Annotated in this window: 24 protein-coding genes and 2 pseudogenes; 13 read left to right on the top strand and 13 right to left on the bottom strand. The window is 38.6% G+C overall.

Going from position 1 to position 21,912, the window contains the following annotated elements; all coding sequences use genetic code 11:
- The coding region (locus tag AC1DSB_RS02855) for a DUF6198 family protein (RefSeq protein WP_477585715.1) at positions 1-229 on the top strand (229 nt) is incomplete at its 5' end.
- A 58-nt stretch (positions 230-287) separates the two neighbouring features.
- Here AC1DSB_RS02855 and AC1DSB_RS02850 read toward each other — a convergent pair.
- The 3 genes and pseudogenes from AC1DSB_RS02850 to AC1DSB_RS02840 all read right to left on the bottom strand — a co-directional run bounded on the left by AC1DSB_RS02850 (position 288) and on the right by AC1DSB_RS02840 (position 1,855).
- Complete coding sequence (locus AC1DSB_RS02850; RefSeq protein ID WP_477531123.1) at positions 288-1,271, bottom strand: NAD(P)/FAD-dependent oxidoreductase; 984 nt, start codon at positions 1,269-1,271, stop codon at positions 288-290.
- A gap of 150 nt (positions 1,272-1,421) precedes the next feature.
- Positions 1,422-1,757 (bottom strand): annotated as a pseudogene (locus AC1DSB_RS02845) (GNAT family N-acetyltransferase); the annotation flags it as partial.
- The gene (locus tag AC1DSB_RS02840; protein WP_477531124.1) at positions 1,715-1,855 is read right to left on the bottom strand and encodes a hypothetical protein; all 141 of its coding nucleotides are present in this window, start codon (positions 1,853-1,855) and stop codon (positions 1,715-1,717) included. The pseudogene AC1DSB_RS02845 and the gene AC1DSB_RS02840, both read right to left, overlap by 43 nt.
- 144 nt (positions 1,856-1,999) lie before the next feature.
- Here AC1DSB_RS02840 and AC1DSB_RS02835 point away from each other — a divergent pair, with 144 nt between their 5' ends.
- Both AC1DSB_RS02835 and AC1DSB_RS02830 read left to right on the top strand, forming a co-directional pair.
- Positions 2,000-2,266: a hypothetical protein gene (locus AC1DSB_RS02835; protein WP_477531125.1), complete on the top strand. Its 267-nt coding sequence runs from the start codon at positions 2,000-2,002 to the stop codon at positions 2,264-2,266.
- Between the two features lie 128 nt (positions 2,267-2,394).
- Positions 2,395-3,021, top strand: a complete 627-nt coding sequence (locus AC1DSB_RS02830) for a protein kinase family protein (protein WP_477531126.1) — start codon at positions 2,395-2,397, stop codon at positions 3,019-3,021.
- Positions 3,022-3,100: 79 nt separating this feature from the next.
- Here AC1DSB_RS02830 and AC1DSB_RS02825 read toward each other — a convergent pair whose 3' ends face one another.
- Positions 3,101-3,580 (bottom strand): Lrp/AsnC family transcriptional regulator, encoded by a 480-nt coding sequence (locus AC1DSB_RS02825; protein WP_477531127.1) that lies wholly within the window; start codon positions 3,578-3,580, stop codon positions 3,101-3,103.
- A 183-nt stretch (positions 3,581-3,763) separates the two neighbouring features.
- Here AC1DSB_RS02825 and AC1DSB_RS02820 point away from each other — a divergent pair.
- A pseudogene (locus tag AC1DSB_RS02820) lies at positions 3,764-4,698 on the top strand (DMT family transporter).
- A gap of 66 nt (positions 4,699-4,764) precedes the next feature.
- Here AC1DSB_RS02820 and pepF read toward each other — a convergent pair.
- Positions 4,765-6,585, bottom strand: coding sequence for an oligoendopeptidase F (gene pepF, locus AC1DSB_RS02815; RefSeq protein ID WP_477585713.1), 1,821 nt, complete (start codon positions 6,583-6,585; stop codon positions 4,765-4,767).
- A 407-nt stretch (positions 6,586-6,992) separates the two neighbouring features.
- Here pepF and AC1DSB_RS02810 point away from each other — a divergent pair, with 407 nt between their 5' ends.
- The 5 genes from AC1DSB_RS02810 (at position 6,993) to fumC (ending at position 12,150) form a co-directional block, all read left to right on the top strand.
- Positions 6,993-7,814, top strand: coding sequence for an amino acid ABC transporter substrate-binding protein (locus AC1DSB_RS02810; RefSeq protein ID WP_477585711.1), 822 nt, complete (start codon positions 6,993-6,995; stop codon positions 7,812-7,814).
- On the top strand, positions 7,801-8,502 hold the full coding sequence (locus AC1DSB_RS02805) for an amino acid ABC transporter permease (RefSeq protein WP_477531129.1): 702 nt from the start codon (positions 7,801-7,803) through the stop codon (positions 8,500-8,502). Before AC1DSB_RS02810 ends, AC1DSB_RS02805 begins: the two co-directional genes overlap by 14 nt.
- A 26-nt stretch (positions 8,503-8,528) precedes the next feature.
- On the top strand, positions 8,529-9,263 hold the full coding sequence (locus AC1DSB_RS02800; RefSeq protein ID WP_016428530.1) for an amino acid ABC transporter ATP-binding protein: 735 nt from the start codon (positions 8,529-8,531) through the stop codon (positions 9,261-9,263).
- A gap of 258 nt (positions 9,264-9,521) precedes the next feature.
- On the top strand, positions 9,522-10,385 hold the full coding sequence (locus AC1DSB_RS02795; RefSeq protein ID WP_477585709.1) for a pentapeptide repeat-containing protein: 864 nt from the start codon (positions 9,522-9,524) through the stop codon (positions 10,383-10,385).
- Between the two features lie 382 nt (positions 10,386-10,767).
- Complete coding sequence (fumC, locus tag AC1DSB_RS02790) at positions 10,768-12,150, top strand: class II fumarate hydratase (protein WP_477531693.1); 1,383 nt, start codon at positions 10,768-10,770, stop codon at positions 12,148-12,150.
- Positions 12,151-12,868: 718 nt separating this feature from the next.
- On the opposite strand, the gene AC1DSB_RS02785 is transcribed toward fumC, so the two are convergent.
- Positions 12,869-13,162 carry a hypothetical protein gene (locus tag AC1DSB_RS02785; protein WP_477531697.1) on the bottom strand — a complete coding sequence of 98 codons (294 nt, stop codon included), beginning with the start codon at positions 13,160-13,162 and terminating at the stop codon, positions 12,869-12,871.
- A gap of 89 nt (positions 13,163-13,251) precedes the next feature.
- Between AC1DSB_RS02785 and AC1DSB_RS02780 the strand changes: the two genes are divergently transcribed.
- The gene (locus AC1DSB_RS02780) at positions 13,252-14,028 is read left to right on the top strand and encodes a GNAT family N-acetyltransferase (RefSeq protein ID WP_477531692.1); all 777 of its coding nucleotides are present in this window, start codon (positions 13,252-13,254) and stop codon (positions 14,026-14,028) included.
- A gap of 121 nt (positions 14,029-14,149) precedes the next feature.
- Entirely contained in the window at positions 14,150-14,719 is a 570-nt protein-coding gene (locus AC1DSB_RS02775; protein ID WP_477531691.1) for an MEDS domain-containing protein, read from the top strand.
- 48 nt (positions 14,720-14,767) lie between these two features.
- On the opposite strand, the gene AC1DSB_RS02770 is transcribed toward AC1DSB_RS02775, so the two are convergent.
- The 3 genes from AC1DSB_RS02770 to desA all read right to left on the bottom strand — a co-directional run bounded on the left by AC1DSB_RS02770 (position 14,768) and on the right by desA (position 17,645).
- Positions 14,768-15,370 (bottom strand): response regulator, encoded by a 603-nt coding sequence (locus AC1DSB_RS02770; protein WP_477531690.1) that lies wholly within the window; start codon positions 15,368-15,370, stop codon positions 14,768-14,770.
- Positions 15,367-16,503 carry a sensor histidine kinase gene (locus tag AC1DSB_RS02765; RefSeq protein ID WP_477531689.1) on the bottom strand — a complete coding sequence of 379 codons (1,137 nt, stop codon included), beginning with the start codon at positions 16,501-16,503 and terminating at the stop codon, positions 15,367-15,369. Before AC1DSB_RS02765 ends, AC1DSB_RS02770 begins: the two co-directional genes overlap by 4 nt.
- Before the next feature lie 89 nt (positions 16,504-16,592).
- Positions 16,593-17,645, bottom strand: coding sequence for a Delta(5) desaturase DesA (gene desA, locus AC1DSB_RS02760; protein ID WP_477585707.1), 1,053 nt, complete (start codon positions 17,643-17,645; stop codon positions 16,593-16,595).
- A 581-nt stretch (positions 17,646-18,226) separates the two neighbouring features.
- Here desA and AC1DSB_RS02755 point away from each other — a divergent pair.
- Both AC1DSB_RS02755 and AC1DSB_RS02750 read left to right on the top strand, forming a co-directional pair.
- A complete protein-coding gene (locus tag AC1DSB_RS02755; RefSeq protein ID WP_477531687.1) occupies positions 18,227-18,637 on the top strand; it encodes a hypothetical protein in 411 nt (136 codons plus the stop codon).
- A 50-nt stretch (positions 18,638-18,687) separates the two neighbouring features.
- Complete coding sequence (locus AC1DSB_RS02750; protein WP_016428520.1) at positions 18,688-18,954, top strand: hypothetical protein; 267 nt, start codon at positions 18,688-18,690, stop codon at positions 18,952-18,954.
- A 52-nt stretch (positions 18,955-19,006) separates the two neighbouring features.
- Here the strand turns inward: AC1DSB_RS02750 and AC1DSB_RS02745 are convergent, their stop codons facing one another.
- The 4 genes from AC1DSB_RS02745 to AC1DSB_RS02730 all read right to left on the bottom strand — a co-directional run bounded on the left by AC1DSB_RS02745 (position 19,007) and on the right by AC1DSB_RS02730 (position 21,826).
- A complete protein-coding gene (locus AC1DSB_RS02745; protein ID WP_477531686.1) occupies positions 19,007-20,386 on the bottom strand; it encodes a Glu/Leu/Phe/Val family dehydrogenase in 1,380 nt (459 codons plus the stop codon).
- A gap of 242 nt (positions 20,387-20,628) precedes the next feature.
- Positions 20,629-20,889 (bottom strand): hypothetical protein, encoded by a 261-nt coding sequence (locus AC1DSB_RS02740; RefSeq protein ID WP_477585705.1) that lies wholly within the window; start codon positions 20,887-20,889, stop codon positions 20,629-20,631.
- Between the two features lie 145 nt (positions 20,890-21,034).
- The gene (locus tag AC1DSB_RS02735) at positions 21,035-21,475 is read right to left on the bottom strand and encodes a DUF2269 family protein (RefSeq protein ID WP_477531684.1); all 441 of its coding nucleotides are present in this window, start codon (positions 21,473-21,475) and stop codon (positions 21,035-21,037) included.
- A 3-nt stretch (positions 21,476-21,478) separates the two neighbouring features.
- Positions 21,479-21,826 carry an ASCH domain-containing protein gene (locus AC1DSB_RS02730; protein WP_016428516.1) on the bottom strand — a complete coding sequence of 116 codons (348 nt, stop codon included), beginning with the start codon at positions 21,824-21,826 and terminating at the stop codon, positions 21,479-21,481.
- Positions 21,827-21,912: the final 86 nt, after the last annotated feature.

Genomic DNA, 21,912 nt, shown 5'->3' with positions numbered 1-21,912 from the left:
CCCTATGGATACTTTGATGATGGCAATTCAAACTTTGACTGGCAAAAGCATGGCTGTCTCTAAAACCATGATGGAGCTTGGCGTGTTGGTGATTGCGTTCATTCTCGGTGGCCCAATTGGATTGGGTACTATTTTTGTGACTCTTATGATTGGTCCAATGATTCAGTTCTTCTATCGACCGGTAACGAAGTTACGTGAACGTTTATGTAATGAGTCTGTTTTGCTATAGAGTGTATAAATAGATAAAGAGCAGTGAATTCTTCATGAATTCACTGCTCTTTTTTAGTTTAATGCGAAAATAAATCGGTTGAATGCTTCATATGTTTCTTTGTTTCTGGATCCACGAAGTGTTTCGCGGAATTAATGGCAATAGGTGCTTCGCCGAATCCACAGGCGATAAGTTTAACTTTACCTTCATACGTGTTGCTGTCCCCGACTGCGTAAACGCCCGGCAGAGTCGTTTCCATACTGGAATTGACTTTGATTGCATGTCGTTCCATCTCCATGCCCCAATTTTTCATGTTGCCAATATGTGAGCGGAATCCATAATTGACAATGACATAATCTGCCTTTAGTAATTCAATATCACCATCTGATTTTCGGACTGCCACATGCGTAAACGTATCACCTTCTGGTTCAAAATGATCCACTACAAATGGTGTTTTGATGACGACAGATGATTGATGAAGCAAATCCAAGCTATGTTCGTGCGCACGGAAAGAATCACGTCGATGTACGAGAGTGACTGTTTTCGCGATGGGTTCAAGCATGAGTGCCCAATCGACAGCTGAGTCCCCTCCACCAAATAATACAACGTCTTTTCCTGCAAATTTGCCCATGTCATCTACAAAATAATGAAGTTGCGTACCTTCGTATTTGGCTGCTTCTTCGAGTTCCAGTCGCTTTGGTTCAAACGCGCCATTCCCAGTGGTGAAAATGACTGATTTTGATAAGTGTTTCTCTTTTTCAGTTGTCAGTTGCCATGTACCATCTTCAAGTCTTGTCATATCTTCCACGGACTGATCTGTGACGATAGTGGGTGAGAAAATAGATAGTTGCTCGGATAAATTGGCTACTAAATCTTTTGCACACACTTTAGGGAATCCAGCAATATCGTATATGTATTTTTCCGGATAGAGTGCAGTTAATTGGCCACCTACATTGGGTAAACTTTCAATTATTTTGACTGACATCTGACGCATACCGCCGTAAAAAGCTGTAAATAATCCAGCAGGACCTGCCCCTATTATTGTTACATCATATACTTTCATATTAATCGAGCCCCTTGTCCATTAAGTGTCTACCATGAGTCTACCACTATCGTTGGTAATATAAGCATTATCACGCACATTTCAGTCGAAAGGATGAGAAGACTCTTACAATTATTTATCCGTAAAATGGCGATAAGGATAGTGAAGTTCTTATAAATCTTTCTCCAAAATAATCTTATGTTTCCCTTTAGCACTCGTATACGTGGAAATGATATTAAAACCATGTTTGATGTTAAGAATCAGCATTTCTTTTCGATTATTTCTGGATTTCGTTTGAACCGTTTTGTATTCGGCATTCTTAAGTAGCTTGTGTTGAAGTGCCATTAGTTTGGAAGCAATTCCTTGTTCGCGATAAGAACTGTGTACACCACCAAGCCAGCTATAAAATATATCGGGGCTGAGTTCATATCCCATTTTAAAACCGATTACTTCATCATTGGAAACTACAAGGCATGTAAGTAAGTTATGCTTGTTGTGAAATCCTCTAGAGAGAGTTCTGCTCCTTCGAACACGTGTTGATGAAGTTGTTGAATGCCAATCATATACTTTTCTTCGGGAATACCGTCAATATATGTATATACCATGAAGAACCTCCTGTTGTTGTATGAAAATGTTTCTATAAGACAATATATATAGGACATTAAATATGTTTTACAAGCCATATGTTTTACCTCCAAATTGAAGGGAATAATAAGCATAAGATGAAGATTCTAAAGGAGGCATTTACCATGAGAGAAAAAGAGGATTTTCCTGAATTTGAGCCAGAGCCTGTAGAAATTGAAAAACGGCAGAAACAGCAAGAAGAAAACGAAAAAGAGTTAAAACAAAATCAAAAATTGCACGACAATCGTGTGGAACAGAATCGCAATAATCAACAGCATGATATTCAAGGTGAAAAAGAATTGAACAATCAATCCAATGCAAACCAAAATGAACAGAACTTAAATGATTTGACGCATGACATTGCCAATAAGCAAGGGCGCAACTTTAATTAGGTTATTATTCCTGGGGCTTTGATGGCAACTAACATTAAGTTGTTTGCGAGACCTTACCAATTATTTGGTGAGGTCTTTTGGTTATAACGTCTCTTTTTGTTGATTATAATAGAAAGGGGGGTCTAAGTTTGAAAACTTATCAAGAACTTGCAAATTCAGTCGTCATTTCCGCAAAAAAGAATCGACTTCTCAGTTATGACAATACATTGACACTCGTAGGTACCGGAAGAAGTGCTTTTGTCTTTCGGATTAAGGCTTCCAGTAAAGCCATTAAAATCTTTTTTCCGGAATTCACATACATTGCAAAAGAAGAGGCGGATATCTATAAAGAACTGCATGGTATTTCGTATTTCCCGAGCATTTATGATACCGGACAGAACTATATTGTTATGGATTATATAGAAGGACGTACTCTTTTTAAATGTGTTAATCAAGGCATTCCCATTACTTCCGGCCATATTGATGAGATTGATCGGGCTTTATCAATGGCATTAAAGAAGGGGCTGAATCCTTCAGATATTCACTTAAGGAATATTATTATTACTGCAAATAACGACATCAAGCTAATTGATGTCGCTCGTTTCAGGCAAACAAAAGATTGTTCCCAATGGAATGATTTAAAAGCGGTATATCTACAATTTTATACGAAGCGATTCTTTCCGAAAAAAATTCCGGCTGGCGTTATGAACACATTAGCTTTCTTCTATAAAAAACATCTGATTCCGCATCAGTTGTCATCATCGAAAATCGGATAAATAATATTAATATTTATTATGCAGCGAGCGGCAGATTTTTAACTGCCGCTTTTTCATATGAAATGAAAATTTAAGTTATTTATAGATTATTGATGGGCAAAACGGTGGAGTGTTTGATTTCCCGTAAGGCAAGACTGGTCTGGATTCGAGAGATGCCTAGTTTATTCAGTTTGCGAATGAATTGTTCGAGTTCATGGCGGTTCCTGTTCGCTACTTTTAATAAATAATTGTATTCGCCAGTCAGGCAATGACATTCCAAAACAGCGGGGAGGGATTCCAAATTCTTTTCCAAAATTTCAAGTTTCTCTGCCTGATGGATATCGGTGCTGATAAAGATGTAGCACAAGAGGTCGAAACCGAGTTTTTGCTGATCGAGAATGGCGACTTGTCTATTGATATATCCTTCGGTTTCCAGCCTTCTTATGCGCGCATGCGTAGCAGGGGGGGACAGACTGACACGTCGACCGAGCTCTGCGTTGCTGATATTCGCTTGTCTTTGCAGAATATCGAGAATTTGAATATCGATTGGATCGAGTACTTTACTAATCAATGATTCCATGGAGTTTACCTCTTTCTTTTTTATTCCAAAAAAGCCTCTTGGTCAAGTATTTAATGGAATAATATTAAGTATCTATAGTATATTCTTTTGTTTATTTTGAATTCAACGGATATAACAAAATAATATATTGTAAAAACTATAAAGGTGCTAAAATTAATTTAATAGGAAGAGGGGGTGGATGATATGCCATACATTTATTATCTATTGTTGTTGTTTACAAGCTTGTTGTGGGGTGGCAATTTTGTTGTAGGGAAATCATTAGTGGACCATGCTTCTCCAGTGACGTTAACGACATTGAGATGGTTAATCGCTGTTATCTGCCTGATTCCAATTGTGTGGTGGAAAGAGAAGAGTCTAGTGCTTTCCCGAAAAGCCATCTTGCCACTCGTATTGATGGGGGCAACAGGAGTTGTTTTATTTAACCTTTTTCAATTCCTGTCTTTGAATTTCACGTCTGCAACAAATGTAGGATTGATTTCAACGTTTAATATGTTTTCCATTGCCTTGTTTTCATTTGTGTTTTTAAAAGAGAAAATCAACAGATTCCAGATAGGTTCTATGTTTATTTCTTTCACGGGTGTTTTGTTGGTTCTTACAAAGGACATGTCGAAGTACTTTTTTCCATAGGTTTCAATAAGGGCGACTTATTAATGATGGCTGCGGTATGTATCTGGGGGTTGTATTCGGTTATCAGCAAGTGGGCGATGAAATATACAACGCCATTGAAAGCGACATTGTATTCTGGGGTTTTTGGCGTAATGATGTTAATCCCTTTTAATGTGAAGGACTTTGCTATTAGCAACATGGATACACCCTTCATTCAATCAGTTCTTTATACCGGAGTCGTCTCTACGGTAATCTGTATGTTGTTATGGAACATAGCCGTTCAAAAAATAGGTGCAACGACGTCAGGCATTTTCCTGAATTTTAATCCGATTTTCACCGCCATTCTTGCTTATCTTTTACTAGGGGAACGCATGACTTGGATACAGGGAATGGGAAGTTTGATAGTTATCACGGGTTGCTTATTGTTTACATATTTTAAAGCGAAGCCGTTCCTAGGAAAATTCCAGCTGTTTGGGAAAAAGAGTGTCCAGGTCGCTATCGTTAGAAAATAATTGAAAATGTGAGAAGCAAACGAACCTTGGTCAAATATAGACCAAGGTTCGTTTTTTATGCTCAATTTATTTAGCTGGTACTGCTTCGATTTCTTTTGTCAGTTTCACCAATTCATCAATTAATTCGCCGATGTAGGCAATTGTGTCACGAAGCGGTTGTTCAGTTGTAATGTCGACGCCCGCCATTTGAGCAAGTTCAACCGGCGACTTCGTACCGCCTGCTTGAAGAACTTCCAACCACTGAGCTACAGCCGGTTCGCCTTCTTCTAAAATACGTTTTGAAACTTGTGTAGAAATTGTCAGTCCAGCGCTGTAAGTGTATGGATACAAGCCCATATAATAATGAGGTTGGCGCATCCATGTCAATTCAGCTCCTGGCGTGATTTCAACTGCATCTCCCCAGAATTCTTCCAGTACACCTCGTTTGATTTCATTCAAAATCCCCGCATTGACGTTTTTACCTGCATCCACGCGTTCATAGACTATACGTTGATAAGCAGCTTCAAGTAAATGTGTCACGAAGTTGTGGTAGTAAGTGCGTGCCACGATAGAAGAAATGACCCATCGCTTGAACTTCGGATCGTCCGAGTTTTCCAGCAAATGGTTCGCCATCAGCATTTCATTCATCGTCGATGGTGCTTCAATGAAGTATAAGGATGGTCGGGAGTTAAAGACATTTTGATTTTTATGGGCATTGTAGAAATGACCTGCATGTCCCAGTTCATGTGCTAACACGAATACTTCATTCATACGGCTTGACCATGAAATTAAAATGTAAGGATGGAAACCGTACGGGCTGGAGCAGAAAGCACCAGTAGATTTCCCTTTATTTTGTGCAAAGTCAATCCAGCGTTCATCGAATGAACGGTTGACCATGTCCAAATAGTCATCACCCAGTATCGCAAGTGCATCGTTCATATATTTCTTGGATTCTTCGATCGTGATTTTTGGTTCATATGAAGGATCCAATGGAATCTTCAAGTCCGCAAAAGTCATTTCTTCCAATCCGTGAACATCTTGAAGCAATTTCGCATACTTACGCATATGTGGTGCAAGCTCAGTCATAATCAAGTCGATTTGACGGTCAAACAATGACTTATCCACTTCCTGACCAAACAACAAATAATCAAAAATATTGTCATAGCCACGTAAATCAGACGTTGTTTYTTCGATTTGTAAATTCATATCGTACGTTTTTGCTGTTGTATGCTGATAGTTTTTCAGTTGATTTGAAAATGCTTTAAATGCAGCACGGCGAACATCGGTATCTGTCTCCGCTTCCCAATCGCCTTCAAAAAGCACATAGCTTAACGGATATTTTTTACCATTCACTYCAAAATCTTCAAAGGATAAATCGACCATTTTCGTCGTATTATACAACTCGTAAGGACCATCAAATGAAGAAGAGTATGCAGCCAATGTTTTTTCCACTTCAGGATGAAGCTGATGTGGTTTTTTGCGAATCAATGTCTTCAAATAATGTCCGAATTCAGTTGCGTTTTTCATTGCTTCTTCCAAAACTTCCACAGGCAACTCCAGTAATTCACTATCCACAAAAGATAATTTACTGCTTAAGCTCGCTGACACTGAACCGAATCGAGCAGAACGCATTTGTGCATCACTGTCTGTTTGATCAGTACTGTATGCAAGGCCGGCGTAGGTGCCAAGTGGAACGAACATTTTATATAAGCTTTCATATCCTTTTAATGCTTCTTTAGCAGAATGTGCATCTTTAATCTGACCTTTGAATTGTTGATGGAAAGCATCCACTTCTTTTTCAAGCGCGACAATTGCATCTTGATAAGCTTCTTCTGAAGTGAACAAATCTTGTAAATTCCACGTTTCTTCTCTTTTGACATCTGAACGTGCAGGTAAACTTTGAACCATTTTCATCTCTCCCTTTTATCACGGATGTCGAACTAAAAACTATTATATCTTTATTTATTGAAAAATTCACTCTTTTTGTAAAATTTTATTGTTTCAAAAATTAAGTGGAAATAATAGATTTCCTAAACCCTGAAATTTTTAAGCTCTGTTCACCGTATGTCTTTAAAAGATTAAGTTTCATCAATATGTAAACGGGGATAACAAGTGTATATAATCAAAAAAAATACCAAAAAAGCAGGATAGAAATGGTTCATTTCCATCATCATAGTAAGAGACAGAATTAATGAGATAATTCTTAATTATTCGCGTTTTAATGCACTGAGATTTTTGTTTTGACGCAATTAATCCGATGTTATAAGATTAGTAATACCAAGTAAGTCTATATGAATTAGGAGGAATTAATAAAAATGAAGAAATTAACTACATTATTAGCACTGCTACTTACGGCAGTCTTTATGTTATCAGCTTGCGGTTCGAAGGACGATAACGCATCTAAAGATGAAAAGAACACAAGTTCATCTGAAAGCGATTTGTTAGCGAAAGTGAAAAAAGATGGGGAATTATTAATTGGTACTGAAGGAACTTACCCACCATTCACATACCATGATGAAAGTGGTAAGTTAACTGGATTTGACGTGGAAATTGCTGAAGAAATCGCATCACGTTTAGGTGTGGAACCGAAATTCATGGAAACACAGTGGGATGCAATGTTCGCAGGTCTAGATTCTAAACGTTTTGACATGATAGCTAACCAAGTAGGAATTAAAGAAGAACGACTAGCGAAATATGATTTCTCTGAGCCGTATATTTCTTCAGCAGCTGTACTAGTGACACATGCAGATAACAAAGAAGTAAAAAGCTTTGAAGATCTTAAAGGGCTGAAATCAGCGCAGTCATTAACAAGTAACTATGCTGAACTTGCTAAATCTTATGGTGCAGAATTGGTAGGCATAGATGGATTTAACCAAGCAATTGAATTGTTGAACTCTCAACGTGTAGATGCAACGATTAATGATAAACTTTCCGTTTTGGATTTCCAAAAACAAAAACCGAATGCAWAAATTCAAATTGTAGATGAAGCAGACGACGTGGCTCAAAGTGGATTAATGTTCCGCAAAGGTAATGAAACTTTAGTGGAGGCTGTAAACAAAGCCTTGAACGAAATGATTGAAGACGGCACGTACGACGAAATCTCGGAAAAATGGTTCGGCGAAAATGTCTTGGAATAGTTTTTTCGTCGACCCTGAAAAAATGGAGCGCTATCTAGATATCGCGCAATCATCCCTCCTGCCTTTGCTGGAGGGTGCTGTTGTATATACGCTTCCATTGTCTTTAATCTCCTTTATATTAGGACTTGCGTTAGCCATACTGACGGCTTTGGGAAGAATCTCGACCGTTAAGCCGTTTCAATGGATTGCCCGTTTCTACGTGTCTGCGATTCGCGGTACGCCATTATTGGTACAGTTGTTCATTTTATTTTATGGATTGGGTTCTGTAGGAATTGTCATTGATCCATTTCCAGCGGCGGTAATCGGATTTTCCTTAAACGTTGGCGCCTATGCTTCAGAAGTAATTCGTGCGGCTATTCTCTCTATACCTAAAGGTCAGTGGGAAGCTGCACATATGATTGGGATGACTTATTCTCAAACATTGAAGCGCGTGATTTTGCCACAAGCAACTCGTGTGTCCATTCCACCACTGTCGAATACATTCATCAGTTTGGTAAAAGATACGTCATTGGCATCTCTGATTCTCGTAACGGAAATGTTCAGAAGAGCCCAGGAAATTGCGGCAACAAATTATGAAGTTTTACTGTTATATACAGAAGTAGCGATTCTTTATTGGATTATTTGTTTCTTCCTTTCGCTTATCCAAGGTCGACTGGAACATCGCTTCGATCGCTATGTATCGAGATAACAAAAGGATGAAGAAAGGAGTAAGAGATGATTTCAATAAATGGATTAAAAAAACAATTTGGCGATCTAGAAGTTTTAAAAGGAATCGACCTGCAAGTTAATAAAGGCGAAGTTATTGTGGTTATTGGCCCTTCTGGATCAGGCAAGACGACATTGCTTCGATGCTTAAATATATTGGAAGTTCCGACTTCAGGCAGTATTACAATCGATGACCAGACGGCGGATTTCTCGAAATCCGTCCCTAAAAGAACGATTGATCTATTTAGAAGAAAGTCAGCGATGGTTTTCCAGCACTATAACTTGTTTCCACATATGACAGCCATTCAAAACGTAATGGAAGGTCCCGTTACTGTGAAGAAACTGTCAAAAGCAGAAGCGCGTAAAAAGGCAGAGCAGTTATTGATTAAGGTGGGTTTAGGGGACAAGCTTGATTTCTATCCCCATCAACTTTCAGGTGGTCAACAGCAACGTGTAGGTATCGCCAGAGCGCTGGCGCTCGAACCGAAAGTGATGCTGTTTGATGAACCGACCTCTGCACTGGATCCCGAGTTAGTTGGGGAAGTATTGCAAGTGATGAAAGATTTAGCTGGCGAAGGCATCACAATGGTAGTAGTAACGCATGAAATGCGATTTGCCAACGACGTGGCGGACGAAGTCATCTTTATGGATCAAGGTAAAATTATCGAGCGCAGCAAACCAATCGACATGTTTACAAATCCAAAAGAAGAACGGACAAGACAATTCCTGAACTTGCTTCAATAAAAGAGATTGATTCAACGTAAAAAGACATCCAATTAGACAGTCTAATTGGATGTCTTTTTTTGGCATAATAATGAACTTTGTTAAAAATCTTTCAATCCGTTTTTAAATAGAGGCTACTCATTTTAAGAAAATAATGTTAAATTATAGTGAAATTCCATTGAAAATCTTGCTAACCACTAAGAGAATGCAATCTATTTTTAATCAGTTACGTGTGTATAAAATGTTGGTGTGGAAGATAAAAATTACGAGGTGTGAGAAATGTCTGGAGATAAAAGATTAGCAACGGCTAAAGAAATTAGAGAGAGTCTGCAAGCAGATTGTACAAACTGCTTTGGTCTATGTTGCACAGCTCTAAATATTATTGCATCAAGTGATTTTGCAATTAATAAAGCATCTGGAATACCTTGCCCTAATTTAAAGTCAGATTACCGTTGTCAAATTCACAGTAGTCTTAGAGAAAATGGATTTAAGGGGTGTACAGTATTCGATTGCTTAGGAGCTGGACAAAAGGTTTCTCAAGATACTTTCAATGGAATAGACTGGCGAGAAAATCCTGAAGTTGGCGAGAAAATGTTTCGTGTATTTCCAATTATGGAGCAACTGTACGAAATGATTGCGTATATTGCAGAATCATTATCCTACAAGGTTTCACATCCGTTAACAGTTAAATTGAATTTACAATTAGTTCAATTAGAGAGTTTAACGCGGCTTGATGCTGATGCATTATTATTATTAGATATAAATACTTATCGACTGCCTGTAAATGAATTACTTTTAGAATCTAGTAAGTATATTAGAAATGAATTAATATTAAAGTTTTTCGGTGCTAAGAATACGCGAAAACATGACTTTAGAGGAATCGATTGGATTGGGAAAAAGTTAAAAGGAAAAGATTTAAGAGCGACTGATTTGAGGGGAGCATATTTAATTGCAGCAGATATGCAAAATACGGATTTAAGAGGTGTCGATTTCATTGGTGCTGATTTACGGGATGCAGATTTAAGTGGTGCGAATCTTTCAACAAGTATGTTTCTAACGCAAATGCAAATTAACTCTGCTAAAGGTGACAAAGAAACAATTTTACCTTCATACTTGAAACGCCCATCTCATTGGACTGACTAGGCGTAGCAAACCAATAGACATGTTCTCAAATCCAAAAGAAGAACGGACAAGACAATTCCTGAACTTGCTTCAAWAGATTGATCCCAACGAAAAAAGACATCCAATTAGACAATTAAATTGGATGTCTTTTTAATTGCATCATGAATGAGAGTTAGTATTGCATCTGCTAATTTTGCTCCATTAGATTATTTAATAAAGATAAGATGGGTTGTGGTTCCAACACACATCATCTCCTGAACTTAATGTTCATTTCGTGTGACAAACTATTATTCATGTTAAGAAAAGCGTATGTATTGTAGAGAATATGCGAATGCTTTAAGTTGAAATATTTGAATTTTTAAATCCTTTTTCTTTAAACTTACTCAAAGGAGGAGTATTCAACATGACCAAATTTCGAATAGAGCATGATTCCATTGGGGAAATTCAAGTACCCGTTGATAAAATGTGGGGTGCACAGACGCAACGCAGCAAAGAGAATTTTGCGATTGGCACCGAATTGATGCCCATTGAATTAATTCATGCATTTGCCGTATTGAAGAAAGCAGCTGCAAAAGTGAATTTTGATTTAGGCACCTTGAGTGAAGGGAAGATGCAAGCGATTTCTCGTGCAGCTTCAGAGATACGGGAAGGTAAGTGGGATGAACATTTTCCATTAGTCGTTTGGCAGACTGGGAGCGGTACACAATCGAATATGAATGTGAATGAAGTGATTGCCCATCGAGGGAATCAGTTGTTGAAAGAAACCGGGAGTGAAGAAATACTCCATCCAAATGATGATGTGAACAAATCGCAAAGCTCGAATGACACCTTCCCGACAGCTATGCATATTGCGGCAGTGGAAGTACTGCAGACCATGTTATTACCAGAACTAGCTCGTTTAAAACAAACCTTCGAAAAACAAGAAAATGAATTTAAAGATATTATTAAAATCGGCAGAACGCATTTGCAAGATGCCACACCATTAACCTTAGGTCAGGAAATCAGTGGGTGGAAACACATGGTCGTTAAAAGCGAAGAGATGATTCGTGAAAGCATTGTTCATGTGGGTGAGCTTGCCATAGGAGGGACAGCCGTCGGAACTGGCATCAATGCACATGCGGAATTCGGTGAACGTGTGGCGACTGAAGTGAGCGGGGAGACTGGTTTGAATTTTGTGTCGTCAGCGAATAAATTCCACGCCTTGACCAGTCATGATCAACTTGTGTATGCGCATGGCGCACTTAAGGCACTGGCTGCAGATTTAATGAAGATTGCGAATGACGTTCGCTGGTTAGCAAGTGGACCTCGTAGCGGAATCGGTGAAATTACCATTCCTGCTAACGAACCGGGAAGTTCGATTATGCCTGGTAAAGTGAACCCGACACAAAGTGAAGCGCTAACGATGGTTACTACACAAGTAATGGGTAATGATGCGACAATTGGTTTCGCAGCAAGCCAAGGTAACTTTGAGTTGAATGTTTTTAAACCCGTCATTTTCTATAACTTTATGCAATCCGTGAGATTGCTTAGTGACAGTGTGAGAAGCTTCCATGACCATTGCGTAGTTGGCATTCATCCAAATGTGGAACAGCTTTCCCATCATGTTAGCAATTCGTTGATGTTGGTCACTGCTCTTAATCCGCATATTGGCTATGAAAATGCAGCGAAAATTGCCAAGCAGGCACATGAATCTGGCAGTACGCTGAAAGAAGCCGCGCTTCAAAGTGGACTACTGACGGAAGAAGAGTTCGATCGAATTGTAGACCCTTCGAAAATGATTCGATAAGTAAGATAGAATCCCGTACATCAGCGAATTAGGAGTAGTTCTTGGTCTAGGATTCGCTTCAATGTTTGAGTCATTTAATCGATAAGAAACACAAAAAAGACTGAGCCCGAAGGGGGACAGTCTTTTCAGACTGTAGACAAACAAAAAAATGAGTGGATGTAACTGTATACTATTGAAAAAGAGCCTATGCGTGAAAATGTTGATTTCCATTGCGGCGGACGCGTTTCGCGGGCACGGCTTCAGCCTCCTCGTCACTACGTTCCTGCGGGGTCTTCAGCTCGTGCTGTTCCCGCTGAAAAGATTGGGACCAAAGGCAATTTGGTCCTAATCTTTGCGACGAGTAACCGCAGGAGCAGTTGTTTTCCGCCGCCTCCACTCCAATCAAAAGAAATTGCTTCTGTAAGCGTGTCTCTGCAAAATATTTAAGTTGGAAGGTGGTTGGCTATTTCTGAAGACTCCTGCGGAAAAGCGAAACAAGCTAGACCCCACAGGCTCAGCTGTCATAGACAGCTGAGTCGAGGAGGCTAGCGTTTCGTCCGCGGAAAGCGAAAGAAATAGCCGACCACAATCTTTTTCGATAGAGTGCAAAAAATAAGATTTTTTTTTCGTCGTGGAAATATGTCGAGATAAGGTTTAGTTTGAAAATAAAGAGCTTTAGTTGGAAAAAGAGGGAGGTTAGTTGGACTAGTGAAATATCAGGTGATTTCTTGCATCTCTTTCACTTTTTAAGCTTATTAGCCTCTTCAGACACCATAAATGCGAGATCATCGTTCCCGAACATTTGAAGAATCTCAATAAGTGTGCCTGAATCAATGTCTAAATCTATTGGCTCGTTGTTTTCGATGATTGATTTCAAAGTTTCATTGGCACCTTGGGTAGGGTATGCTTTTTGATATAAAGATAAAGGGTCAATATCATAGTTTTGACACCATTGCACAAATAGTTGAATCATCACATGTTCGTCTTCTTGATATTTTTGGATGATGTAGTCGGTCATTGTTTTTTGGTCCATCATTTCAAATCTCCTTTAAGAAAGATAATACTAATCTTATTAATTGTGTCTACATCGTACCATGCGGTATTGGGGCAAGCACGTAAACAATGAATATAGCTAATTCAGGCATGAATTTTAAAGAGTTCAACTCAAAAGAAAGCGGTGATCAACTAATGGAACCAATCATAATAGATTCAATGGTATTCTCACCTAAAGTCTTGGAGCATCATGACTTGCCAAACATGTTGGAGCTACAGCAACTTGCAAAAAAACATATGGCTTCTACAGATACGCTACAACCATTATCTCGATCTGAATTTGAATTTATTTTGAACGGTAACGGGTTAATAGTTGGGTTGTTTGAAGGACAAAAACTGGTTGCATTCCGCGCGTTGCTGATGCCATTCATTGATGGAGATCACTTAGGGTTAGATGCGGGTCTATCATTGGGGGCATTAAGTCGAGTCATTTATTTGGAACTATCCATCGTTCACCCAGACTATCGCGGAAAAGGTCTTCAGCTTCAAATGGGGAAGATTGTAATGGGCACCATCGATCGCTTTCGGTACGATTATGTTTGTTCAACAGTTGCGCCGTTTAACATTCCTAGCCTAAAGGATAAATTTGTACTGGGTCTTCACATTGTGGCCTTGAGCCAAAAATATGGTGGCAAACTTCGATATGTGTTTATGAAAACGTTCAAAGATGAGCAAAACGATGTTAAGTCCTCTGAAGAGAGGCTGATTCCGATGTCAGACACCGCCACTCAGCAACGACTTTTAAACGAAGGGTTCATTGGTGTAAGTATAAGCACGGTGACTGAGGAATGGCACGTTCAGTACCTGAAGATTGCAGGAGATAAAGACCGAAATAATGTACACTGATTAAATCAATCTAACATACCTAGACGAATGGTCCTCGTTAATGAAACTGGAAATTCTTGATATACACCATTTACATAATTCTAGTATAATTAAGGAGATACAGTAGAGAAGGAATGATTACATGAAAAGTAAAATGAATCAGTTGTTTGAGGACCAAAGGAATGTGCATGTACTGTATTCATACAATGGAATGGATAATTACCATAAACAGATTATGAATTTTATACTAGATGGTATTGCGGCAGGAGATTACATAATTATTATTGAAAATGCCCGTCTTTACCCTATTATTCACAAAGAGCTGAGCAGACAGTTAACGAAAGAACAAATGGAGTTCATACACTTTGTAAACAGCTTCGATTTTTATTTTTCTAGTGGCAGTTATCATCCTCCTGCAATCACGGATTACTTTAATAAAACAGTACAGCCCTACGTGGACAATAATATCTCATTCCGTTCGTGGGCGCATGTGGAGTGGGCAACTATGGAAGAGCCCCTACATCTCATAGAAGATTTTGAGAAAATAGTAGACGAAGCTGTAAATCAGCTGTCGTTTCCATTAATCTGTGCGTACGAAGGAAAGAGAATGCCAGACTATATAAAAAAGATTTTGATGGAAACACATCCTTATGTTCTAATGGAAGATGATTTCATCATCTCGGAACAATACCAGGCATCGAATAAGAAATAAAACACGCTTAGGAATTGCCACTAAGCGTGTTTTTAATTTGTAGAGTTTTTACTTAAACCAGCCTTTTTCTTTAAAACGTGAAATGGCCTCAATTCGATTGGTTACGTCCAGTTTGTCTAAGATTACGGAAATATAGTTTCTGACCGTACCGGTTGTAATGTATAGCTGACTCGCAATCTCTTTTGTGTTTTTACCGTCAGCTATCAATTCGAGTACTTGATGTTCCCGATCCGTTAAAGGGTTTTCGTCGCCACTATACGCAAGGTCGATGAGCTCCGGTGCGTATACGCGGCGTCCTTCCATGATACTGCGAATAGAGTTGGCCAAATCTTCACTCGGGCTGTCTTTCAAGAGATATCCCATGACATTTGCTTTTCGAGCTCTTTCAAAATAACCTGATCGGGCAAATGTTGTAAGAATGATTACTTTACAATCGTGATCTTTCAGTTCTTCAGCAGCGTCCAAACCAGTTTTCGAAGGCATTTCAATATCCATAATGCATACGTCGGGATTCAATTGGTGGACTAAAGACAATACTTCTTCCCCATTATGCGCTTTACCGACAACCTCCATATCATCCTCCAAATCGAGTAATGAACCAAGAGCTCCTAGTAACATGCGTTGATCTTCAGCAATGACAATACGAATCATGAATTTTCCTCCTCAATTGATTGTAAGATGACGTGTGGGATCCGGATATTAAGGGTCGTCCCTTCGATGCTTAATATCTCAATGATTCCGTTGACAAATTCTAGACGTTCTTTCATTCCACGCAAGCCATTGCCATCTGTAAATTGTTTATCTCCTTCAAGCCCAATGCCATTATCTTGTACTTGAAGAAACAATTCAGTCTGTGATTGTTTAATTAACACGTGACAAAACGTGGCCTGACTGTGTTTGACAACATTGGTTACCGCTTCTTTTAAACACATACTTAAAACATTTTCAACGAGTAATGGAGTATCTTTTAGCACTGAATTCCCTTTAACTCGAAAGTCGATTTCTGCAGCTTTCAAGATTTGCTGGACACGTAAAAGTTCATCCACCAGCTTGCCTGATCGCATATTTGAAACTAGTTCTCGTACTTCTTTTAACGCTATACGAGCAGTGTGATTGATATCATGAAGCTCGTTTTTAGCCCGAACGGGGTCTTTTTCGATTACTTTACTGGCTAAATCGCTTTTCAGTCCGATTAAAGAAAGCTTTTGACCCAATGTATCGTGTAAATCACGTGCAATTCGTTGGCGTTCCTGCATGACAAGCAATTGCGAAATGCGTTTGTTGGCATCCTCCAGTTGGCCTTCGAGTTTTTCTTGTTTATTGCGATTGTACGAATTGAAAGGCAATAAAATCACACCGATGACGCCGATTAGAATGAACGGAAATTGAGATACAAGTAGGTCGTACTGTGTGAAGAACCCAATGCTGACAGACACCATCGTGGTTACAAGGTGAACGACGTACATCGTGATGAATCCAGCTTTGTTGCGAATGTTACCTATAAAAAATGCCAGGAACAATGAAAAATAAAGATAACCAAATAATATAATCAACGTTATGCTGATGGCAATTTGAAAAGCAATCCACACATACATACGCCATCCTTTTGACATGAACGATCGGCGATATGTTAAAAAGAACCCTAAAACTAACAGCAGTCCAAGGAAACTTTCTGATGGTGAGTACGATTTGAATATATAAAATAACGGCAAAATACAAAAAATAATCCATATGTAAATACTGACATAAGGGTTTTTAGGGAAAATCTGATACCAACTTTGCATAAGTGCCTCCATAAATTAGGTGCTTTTGTCTTGAGTTAATTATAACAGACAGAAAAACCATTCCCTATGCGGAATGGTTTTTCATCTTACTATTTCTCTTGAATGCTTGAACGTTTTGTTTGCATTTGCAAAGAAGTTTTCGTGTCGTTCAGTAAATGTTTAATTTCATTGAAGCTTACAAACGTTTTTTTCGTTTCGTCATATAGGCGGAAGTGAATCGATTGWAAACTTGTTTTCAATGTAATGGTCGTTGCTTTATGAAGAGGTGGTGTCGATTCATGTGCTTGCTCCAACAAATAGTTAGGTACTCGTGGGCTTAAATGATGCACATGGTGGTAACCGATGTTTCCTGTTAACCATTGAAGCACTTTAGGTAATTTGTAGAACGAACTGCCATCAACTGCAGCTTTTACATAATCCCATTGTTCTTCATCTTCGAAATAAGAATCTTCAAATTGATGCTGTACGTAGAACAACCAGATTCCAAAAGAACCGGCAACAATCAAGATCGTTCCTTGAATAATTGCGAACGCTTGGATGCCTACTAACCAAATCATAAAAGCATACAAGGCAACGATTGCAACGTTGATGAAGTATGTGTTGTTGCGCTCTTTCTTGCGTGCATCTTTACGATTGAAACGATTTGATACCAAGTATAAGAAGAACGGTCCTAAACCGAACATTACTATTGGATTGCGATATAGACGATAAGCAAAACGACGACCAGGTGTTGCTTCGATATATTCATCAACCGTCATAACCCAAACATCGCCAGTTCCGCGTTTATCCAAGTTACTGCTTGTTGCATGGTGAATCGAGTGATCGCGTTTCCATTTTTCATAAGCAAACAAAGTCAAAATACCTGTAATGGTTCCCAAGATAGAATTGGCTTTCTTGCTCTTGAAGAATGAACCATGTGTACAGTCATGAAAAATGATAAAGATTCGAACGATAAAGCCTGATGCAATCACTGCCAAAGCGATTGTTAAAAAAATTGAAACATCTAAGCTCAAATATGCTAAGTACCATAAAATGAAAAACGGGGGAATCGTATTAATAATTTGCATGATACTCGCTGACGTATCAGACTTTTCAAATGGCGCCACTTGCTTACGCAACTGCATTGTTTTTTCCTTACTCATAGCGTCCTCCTGGAAAAAATGTATTTTAATTTTTCGTTAAAAACTTGTTACCTTAAGAATAGGGATTAGGAGCAGATAATAAAAGACATAAACGTCAAGTGGAAGGCATGACATCTATCATATAGGTCAGGATGATTAGAAGAGTTGTTTTTATTACTTACTATTTTTCTCAGACTAGAAGAAAAAATTGATTAAATTATAACCCTTGTATGAAAATCTAGCCTTTAAAGATACTTATTTTTGGCAGCCTAGCACTCTTCATAAAAGCAGCGAAAGTATTTTGTGCAAACTGGAATGATCTAAAAGCGTCAGGAAACATAGAGAGCATTTTGGAATTACACTTCCGTGAGCTCAATGTGCCTTGCGTATTTTGGATTTTCTCGTTAGGTGGAGTTTCAATTTAATGGTTTAAACTGCTGTTCAATAGAAAAATAATTGAAAACGGTGTTATTATGTGACATAAGAAGCAGGTTTTCTGGAATTATTGTCGAAATCTATAACCTATGTAATTCAAAAGTTGTGTAAACTATAAAGTTAGAACCTTTAATGTCTCAAATCAYACAAATGGGAGATTTATCTTTATGAAAAATCAGCTCACACTTATTGTTGCTGCGAAATGGCAGCAATATTGGAATGAACGTAATATTGATGGATTGCTAAAGTTAACTGATGAACACGTTGAAGTTGTGGATGATAAAGAGTCGAATTTTGGGTTGCAATCTTTGGTGAAAAGCATTATTCGAACGGGAATGACATTAAAAACCTTAAATAGTTATGTAAAAGAAGAAAAATTGGTTTTAAAACATCGAGGTATTTGGAAAAGTGATGATGGGTTGGTTATAAAAGAAGCGATGATTTATTCGTATATCATTATGAAAAACGGTAAGGTTGCTTACCTGAAGCAATTTGAGTGTCCTGAAGATGCAGAAGCTGAAAGTGGAATTTCTATTCCAATTGAAACCAAGTCTACCTTAAGCTCGTATAACACATAAAGCAAATGACTATATTAGAAATACACTACTAATAAAATTGAGGTGAATTCATGGAGAATTTAATAGGATTGATTGCAGTCGTCATGGTATTTTCAATTCCGCTCACAGCTATTATTTTGGGACATCTACGAGGAAATCAGAAGTTGAGAGCTAAAATGCTAAAAGATGAGTTGGAACTTGAAAAGTTGAAGGGTGAAAATTTTATCGCGGAAACGGAAAAAATGCGCCTTGAATTAGAAAAGCTGAAATTGGATTTTACGAAAACAGAAGATCCGGTGCTATTAGAGCTTCAAAAAGAAAAAGTTACTATTATTTAATTAAATCAAAAAGTCGCATGGTGAGAAGACTCTACCCGCGACTTTTTGGTTTTTAATATAGTTTCCCTTGTTTGTATAAGACAGTCGATAATCGCGTTACCGAGTGAATATAACAGTTTTGACGAAGCGGGAAGGGATCGCCAAAATATTGCGGAAGAATAATATCCAACGTGTTCTTCATTTTTTCGAGTAACTGGGAGTGGACTTGCTCTTCTGTATAGAACTGGGTTTCGCGACCTTGAAGCCATTCCAGGTAAGAAACAATTACACCACCTGCATTTGCTAAAATGTCAGGAATGATAACGACTCCTTTTGCGCTTAAATAATCATCTGCTTCTTTAGTGGTGGGAGCGTTTGCGCCTTCGACAATAATACGGGCTTTAATTTCTGTCATATTTTGATCTGTCAACTGATTTTCCAAAGCTGCCAGGAACAACACATCAACGTTCATGGTTAAAATATCTTCGCGTGATTGAATTTCAGCACTTACATTTATTTCTTTCAACTGTTCTGGAGTTGTTGGTAAATCCCCGTGATTGTTTGCGGAAAAGTTCACGAGTGCAGGTATATCCAACCCATCTGCATTGAATAGAGTTACATTCCGATCGCTTACCGCAACGACTTTGTTCTGGATATGCTCACATCGGAAGGCTTCCAAGGCGGATACCGATCCTACGTTACCGAATCCTTGAACAGCTACACTCAAAGGTCGATCCACATACTCCACTGCTGTCTTGGCAAAGGGATTGGAAGATGCAGTTAATGTTTCTTCGTTTGTTTTTACATAGTCGTTCAGTAAATAACGGAAAGTGAAGTAGACGCCTTTACCGGTTGCTTCACGGCGACCTAAAGAGCCTCCGTTGATTACACTTTTTCCTGTGAAACTACCGAGGTAGGGTTGGCCAGGATTGATTTTTTTGTATTCAGCCATCATCCAGTCCATTTCACGTTCGCCTGAGCCTACATCCGGTGCTGGAATGTCTTTGTCTGGACCTAAGACGTTATTGAAATAGCGTACATACTTAATGCAAATGCGTTGCAATTCCTGTTCAGAAAATGCTTTGGGATCAATAATGATTCCGCCTTTTCCTCCTCCAAAAGGAACATTATGTAGGGAGTTTTTTAATGTCATTAAAAACGCTAGATTCACGACTTCTTCTTCATTGACGGACTCATGAAAACGAATCCCACCCTTATAAGGTCCCAGTGCATCATTATGATGGACGCGATAGGAAGGAATGCGGATTACTTCCCCTGCTTCCAAGGGAATACGTAAAAATGATTTATGTATCTGGTTCGGTGTTGAAAGGATTGCGCTGAGAGAAGTGAACGCCGTTTTGCGCATGTCTCCTTTTAATTCAGGCAGAAATGATTCATTTTCCAATAATGCATTCAATGATTGCTGAACAATCGTTCTTGTTTGTTCTTCCATTTGTGAAGCACCTCCGAATTTATTCGTCTACTTCTATTGATACCCTTATGAAGTTTGTATAAAACGGTGAAGACCCATCAGCGAACTGATGGGTCTCTTTAATTGATTAAAGCATGAGCATCCAGTTTGCGGGCATACTTAAATTAAAAATTTGGTTTGTTGTTTATCTTATATTTACGCTAACCGCAAAGACACTCTGACAGCATTCATAAATAGATAAAAATAAAGAATTTCTCTTTCGTCTAGTGAAGTCGATTCAATTTTTCTTTTTGTACGCTTAACTGATCCTGAAGTAAACTAACCGGATCTGTTTGCCCTTGGTTTTTCAGCGCATTTTCGACCGCTCGATCAGCACGCTCAATCATTTCGTGGGCTTGGTGGATAAATTGCTCAGACGGGTTCGTTAAAGCTTGTCCTACCGCCATCGCAGCATTGTCTACGGAATTGTGTAATTGCCCAATGATTGTATCTTCTTTCCAGCTCATTTGTGTATGGTCTTCCATAGAAAGTCCTCCTTATTTTTAACCAATAAATATATCCATCCGTCTTACTATGGCAATAATTGCCCAAATTATTCATTAATAAGGAAGCATATAAAAGAACGAAAAAAACGATGTAGGATGAAAGTTCATCCTGCATCGTTTCAATTCACCACAATGTTGGCTTTATAACCATTAAAGCAAGCATAAGTACCAATAATATAATATAAATCCATGTTGCTTTCCGAAGTTTGGAAATTAAAGAAAAACGATCAGCTTCAACGTCATCAAATTTCTTGAGAGTGCTTGAAAATGCACGGGCAAGAAAGAAAATGGAAACCACCATAAGTGCAATTGTCATTACAATCCATGACGTATACCATGGCCAAGGTCCAATGATAATGAGTAAAACTCCGGAGCCGACGAGGACATGCCCGGCATGCTTTATGAGTCGAACAACTGAACGAAAAATGGAGATGAGTGATTGATCAAGCTGGCGATCACTTTCTTGCATTTTCCGTAGAACAACAAACAACACAAACAAGGGACCTACTGACAAAACTGCACTTAAAACATGGATGAAGACGATGTAAATGGAAAAATCATTCATAGGTTAAGCTTTTACCGGGGAAAATTCATGAACCCATACAGTCATTGTAGGTAACCAAGGCATGCCAGGGTGGTATGACAAAATCGATTGTTTGTAGTCTTCGACCGATTGAAAACCTTCTTGACGTGCGTGTTCTTCGTTTAAGTCACCAAGTGCTTGGATGTACACATTGTTGATGATGAAGGACTGTCCGTTTAATTCCATAATCTCACCAATATCGGCATAACGACCGTTACGACGTGTTGCTGTTTTTACACCTTGCAGTACTTTTTCAATATCAGATTCCATCGTAATTAGACGTTCGATTGAACATGTTTTTGGTGGTAAATTCGTTTGCTCAGGATTTGTCATTTTAGATTCCGCCTTTTTTCATAATTTGGTTTAAATTCTTTATTGGGTATCTTGTCCAGTAAGTAACCCTTTTCTCAGTGTACACG

The organism is Paenisporosarcina sp. P4_E4_2, assembly GCF_056401595.1.
Note: the sequence above shows the minus strand (reverse complement) of the source record. Positions and strands in the feature narration are given on the sequence as shown.

What these genes read in the sequence shown, in the direction of transcription:
- AC1DSB_RS02850 (WP_477531123.1), bottom strand. Translation starts at nt 1,271, where the DNA reads ATGAAAGTATATGATGTAACAATAATAGGGGCAGGTCCTGCTGGATTA.
- AC1DSB_RS02840 (WP_477531124.1), bottom strand. Translation starts at nt 1,855, where the DNA reads ATGGTATATACATATATTGACGGTATTCCCGAAGAAAAGTATATGATT.
- AC1DSB_RS02835 (WP_477531125.1), top strand. Translation starts at nt 2,000, where the DNA reads ATGAGAGAAAAAGAGGATTTTCCTGAATTTGAGCCAGAGCCTGTAGAA.
- AC1DSB_RS02825 (WP_477531127.1), bottom strand. Translation starts at nt 3,580, where the DNA reads ATGGAATCATTGATTAGTAAAGTACTCGATCCAATCGATATTCAAATT.
- AC1DSB_RS02805 (WP_477531129.1), top strand. Translation starts at nt 7,801, where the DNA reads ATGTCTTGGAATAGTTTTTTCGTCGACCCTGAAAAAATGGAGCGCTAT.
- AC1DSB_RS02800 (WP_016428530.1), top strand. Translation starts at nt 8,529, where the DNA reads ATGATTTCAATAAATGGATTAAAAAAACAATTTGGCGATCTAGAAGTT.
- AC1DSB_RS02795 (WP_477585709.1), top strand. Translation starts at nt 9,522, where the DNA reads ATGTCTGGAGATAAAAGATTAGCAACGGCTAAAGAAATTAGAGAGAGT.
- fumC (WP_477531693.1), top strand. Translation starts at nt 10,768, where the DNA reads ATGACCAAATTTCGAATAGAGCATGATTCCATTGGGGAAATTCAAGTA.
- AC1DSB_RS02785 (WP_477531697.1), bottom strand. Translation starts at nt 13,162, where the DNA reads ATGGACCAAAAAACAATGACCGACTACATCATCCAAAAATATCAAGAA.
- AC1DSB_RS02780 (WP_477531692.1), top strand. Translation starts at nt 13,252, where the DNA reads ATGAATATAGCTAATTCAGGCATGAATTTTAAAGAGTTCAACTCAAAA.
- AC1DSB_RS02775 (WP_477531691.1), top strand. Translation starts at nt 14,150, where the DNA reads ATGAAAAGTAAAATGAATCAGTTGTTTGAGGACCAAAGGAATGTGCAT.
- AC1DSB_RS02770 (WP_477531690.1), bottom strand. Translation starts at nt 15,370, where the DNA reads ATGATTCGTATTGTCATTGCTGAAGATCAACGCATGTTACTAGGAGCT.
- AC1DSB_RS02765 (WP_477531689.1), bottom strand. Translation starts at nt 16,503, where the DNA reads ATGCAAAGTTGGTATCAGATTTTCCCTAAAAACCCTTATGTCAGTATT.
- AC1DSB_RS02755 (WP_477531687.1), top strand. Translation starts at nt 18,227, where the DNA reads ATGAAAAATCAGCTCACACTTATTGTTGCTGCGAAATGGCAGCAATAT.
- AC1DSB_RS02750 (WP_016428520.1), top strand. Translation starts at nt 18,688, where the DNA reads ATGGAGAATTTAATAGGATTGATTGCAGTCGTCATGGTATTTTCAATT.
- AC1DSB_RS02745 (WP_477531686.1), bottom strand. Translation starts at nt 20,386, where the DNA reads ATGGAAGAACAAACAAGAACGATTGTTCAGCAATCATTGAATGCATTA.
- AC1DSB_RS02740 (WP_477585705.1), bottom strand. Translation starts at nt 20,889, where the DNA reads ATGGAAGACCATACACAAATGAGCTGGAAAGAAGATACAATCATTGGG.
- AC1DSB_RS02735 (WP_477531684.1), bottom strand. Translation starts at nt 21,475, where the DNA reads ATGAATGATTTTTCCATTTACATCGTCTTCATCCATGTTTTAAGTGCA.
- AC1DSB_RS02730 (WP_016428516.1), bottom strand. Translation starts at nt 21,826, where the DNA reads ATGACAAATCCTGAGCAAACGAATTTACCACCAAAAACATGTTCAATC.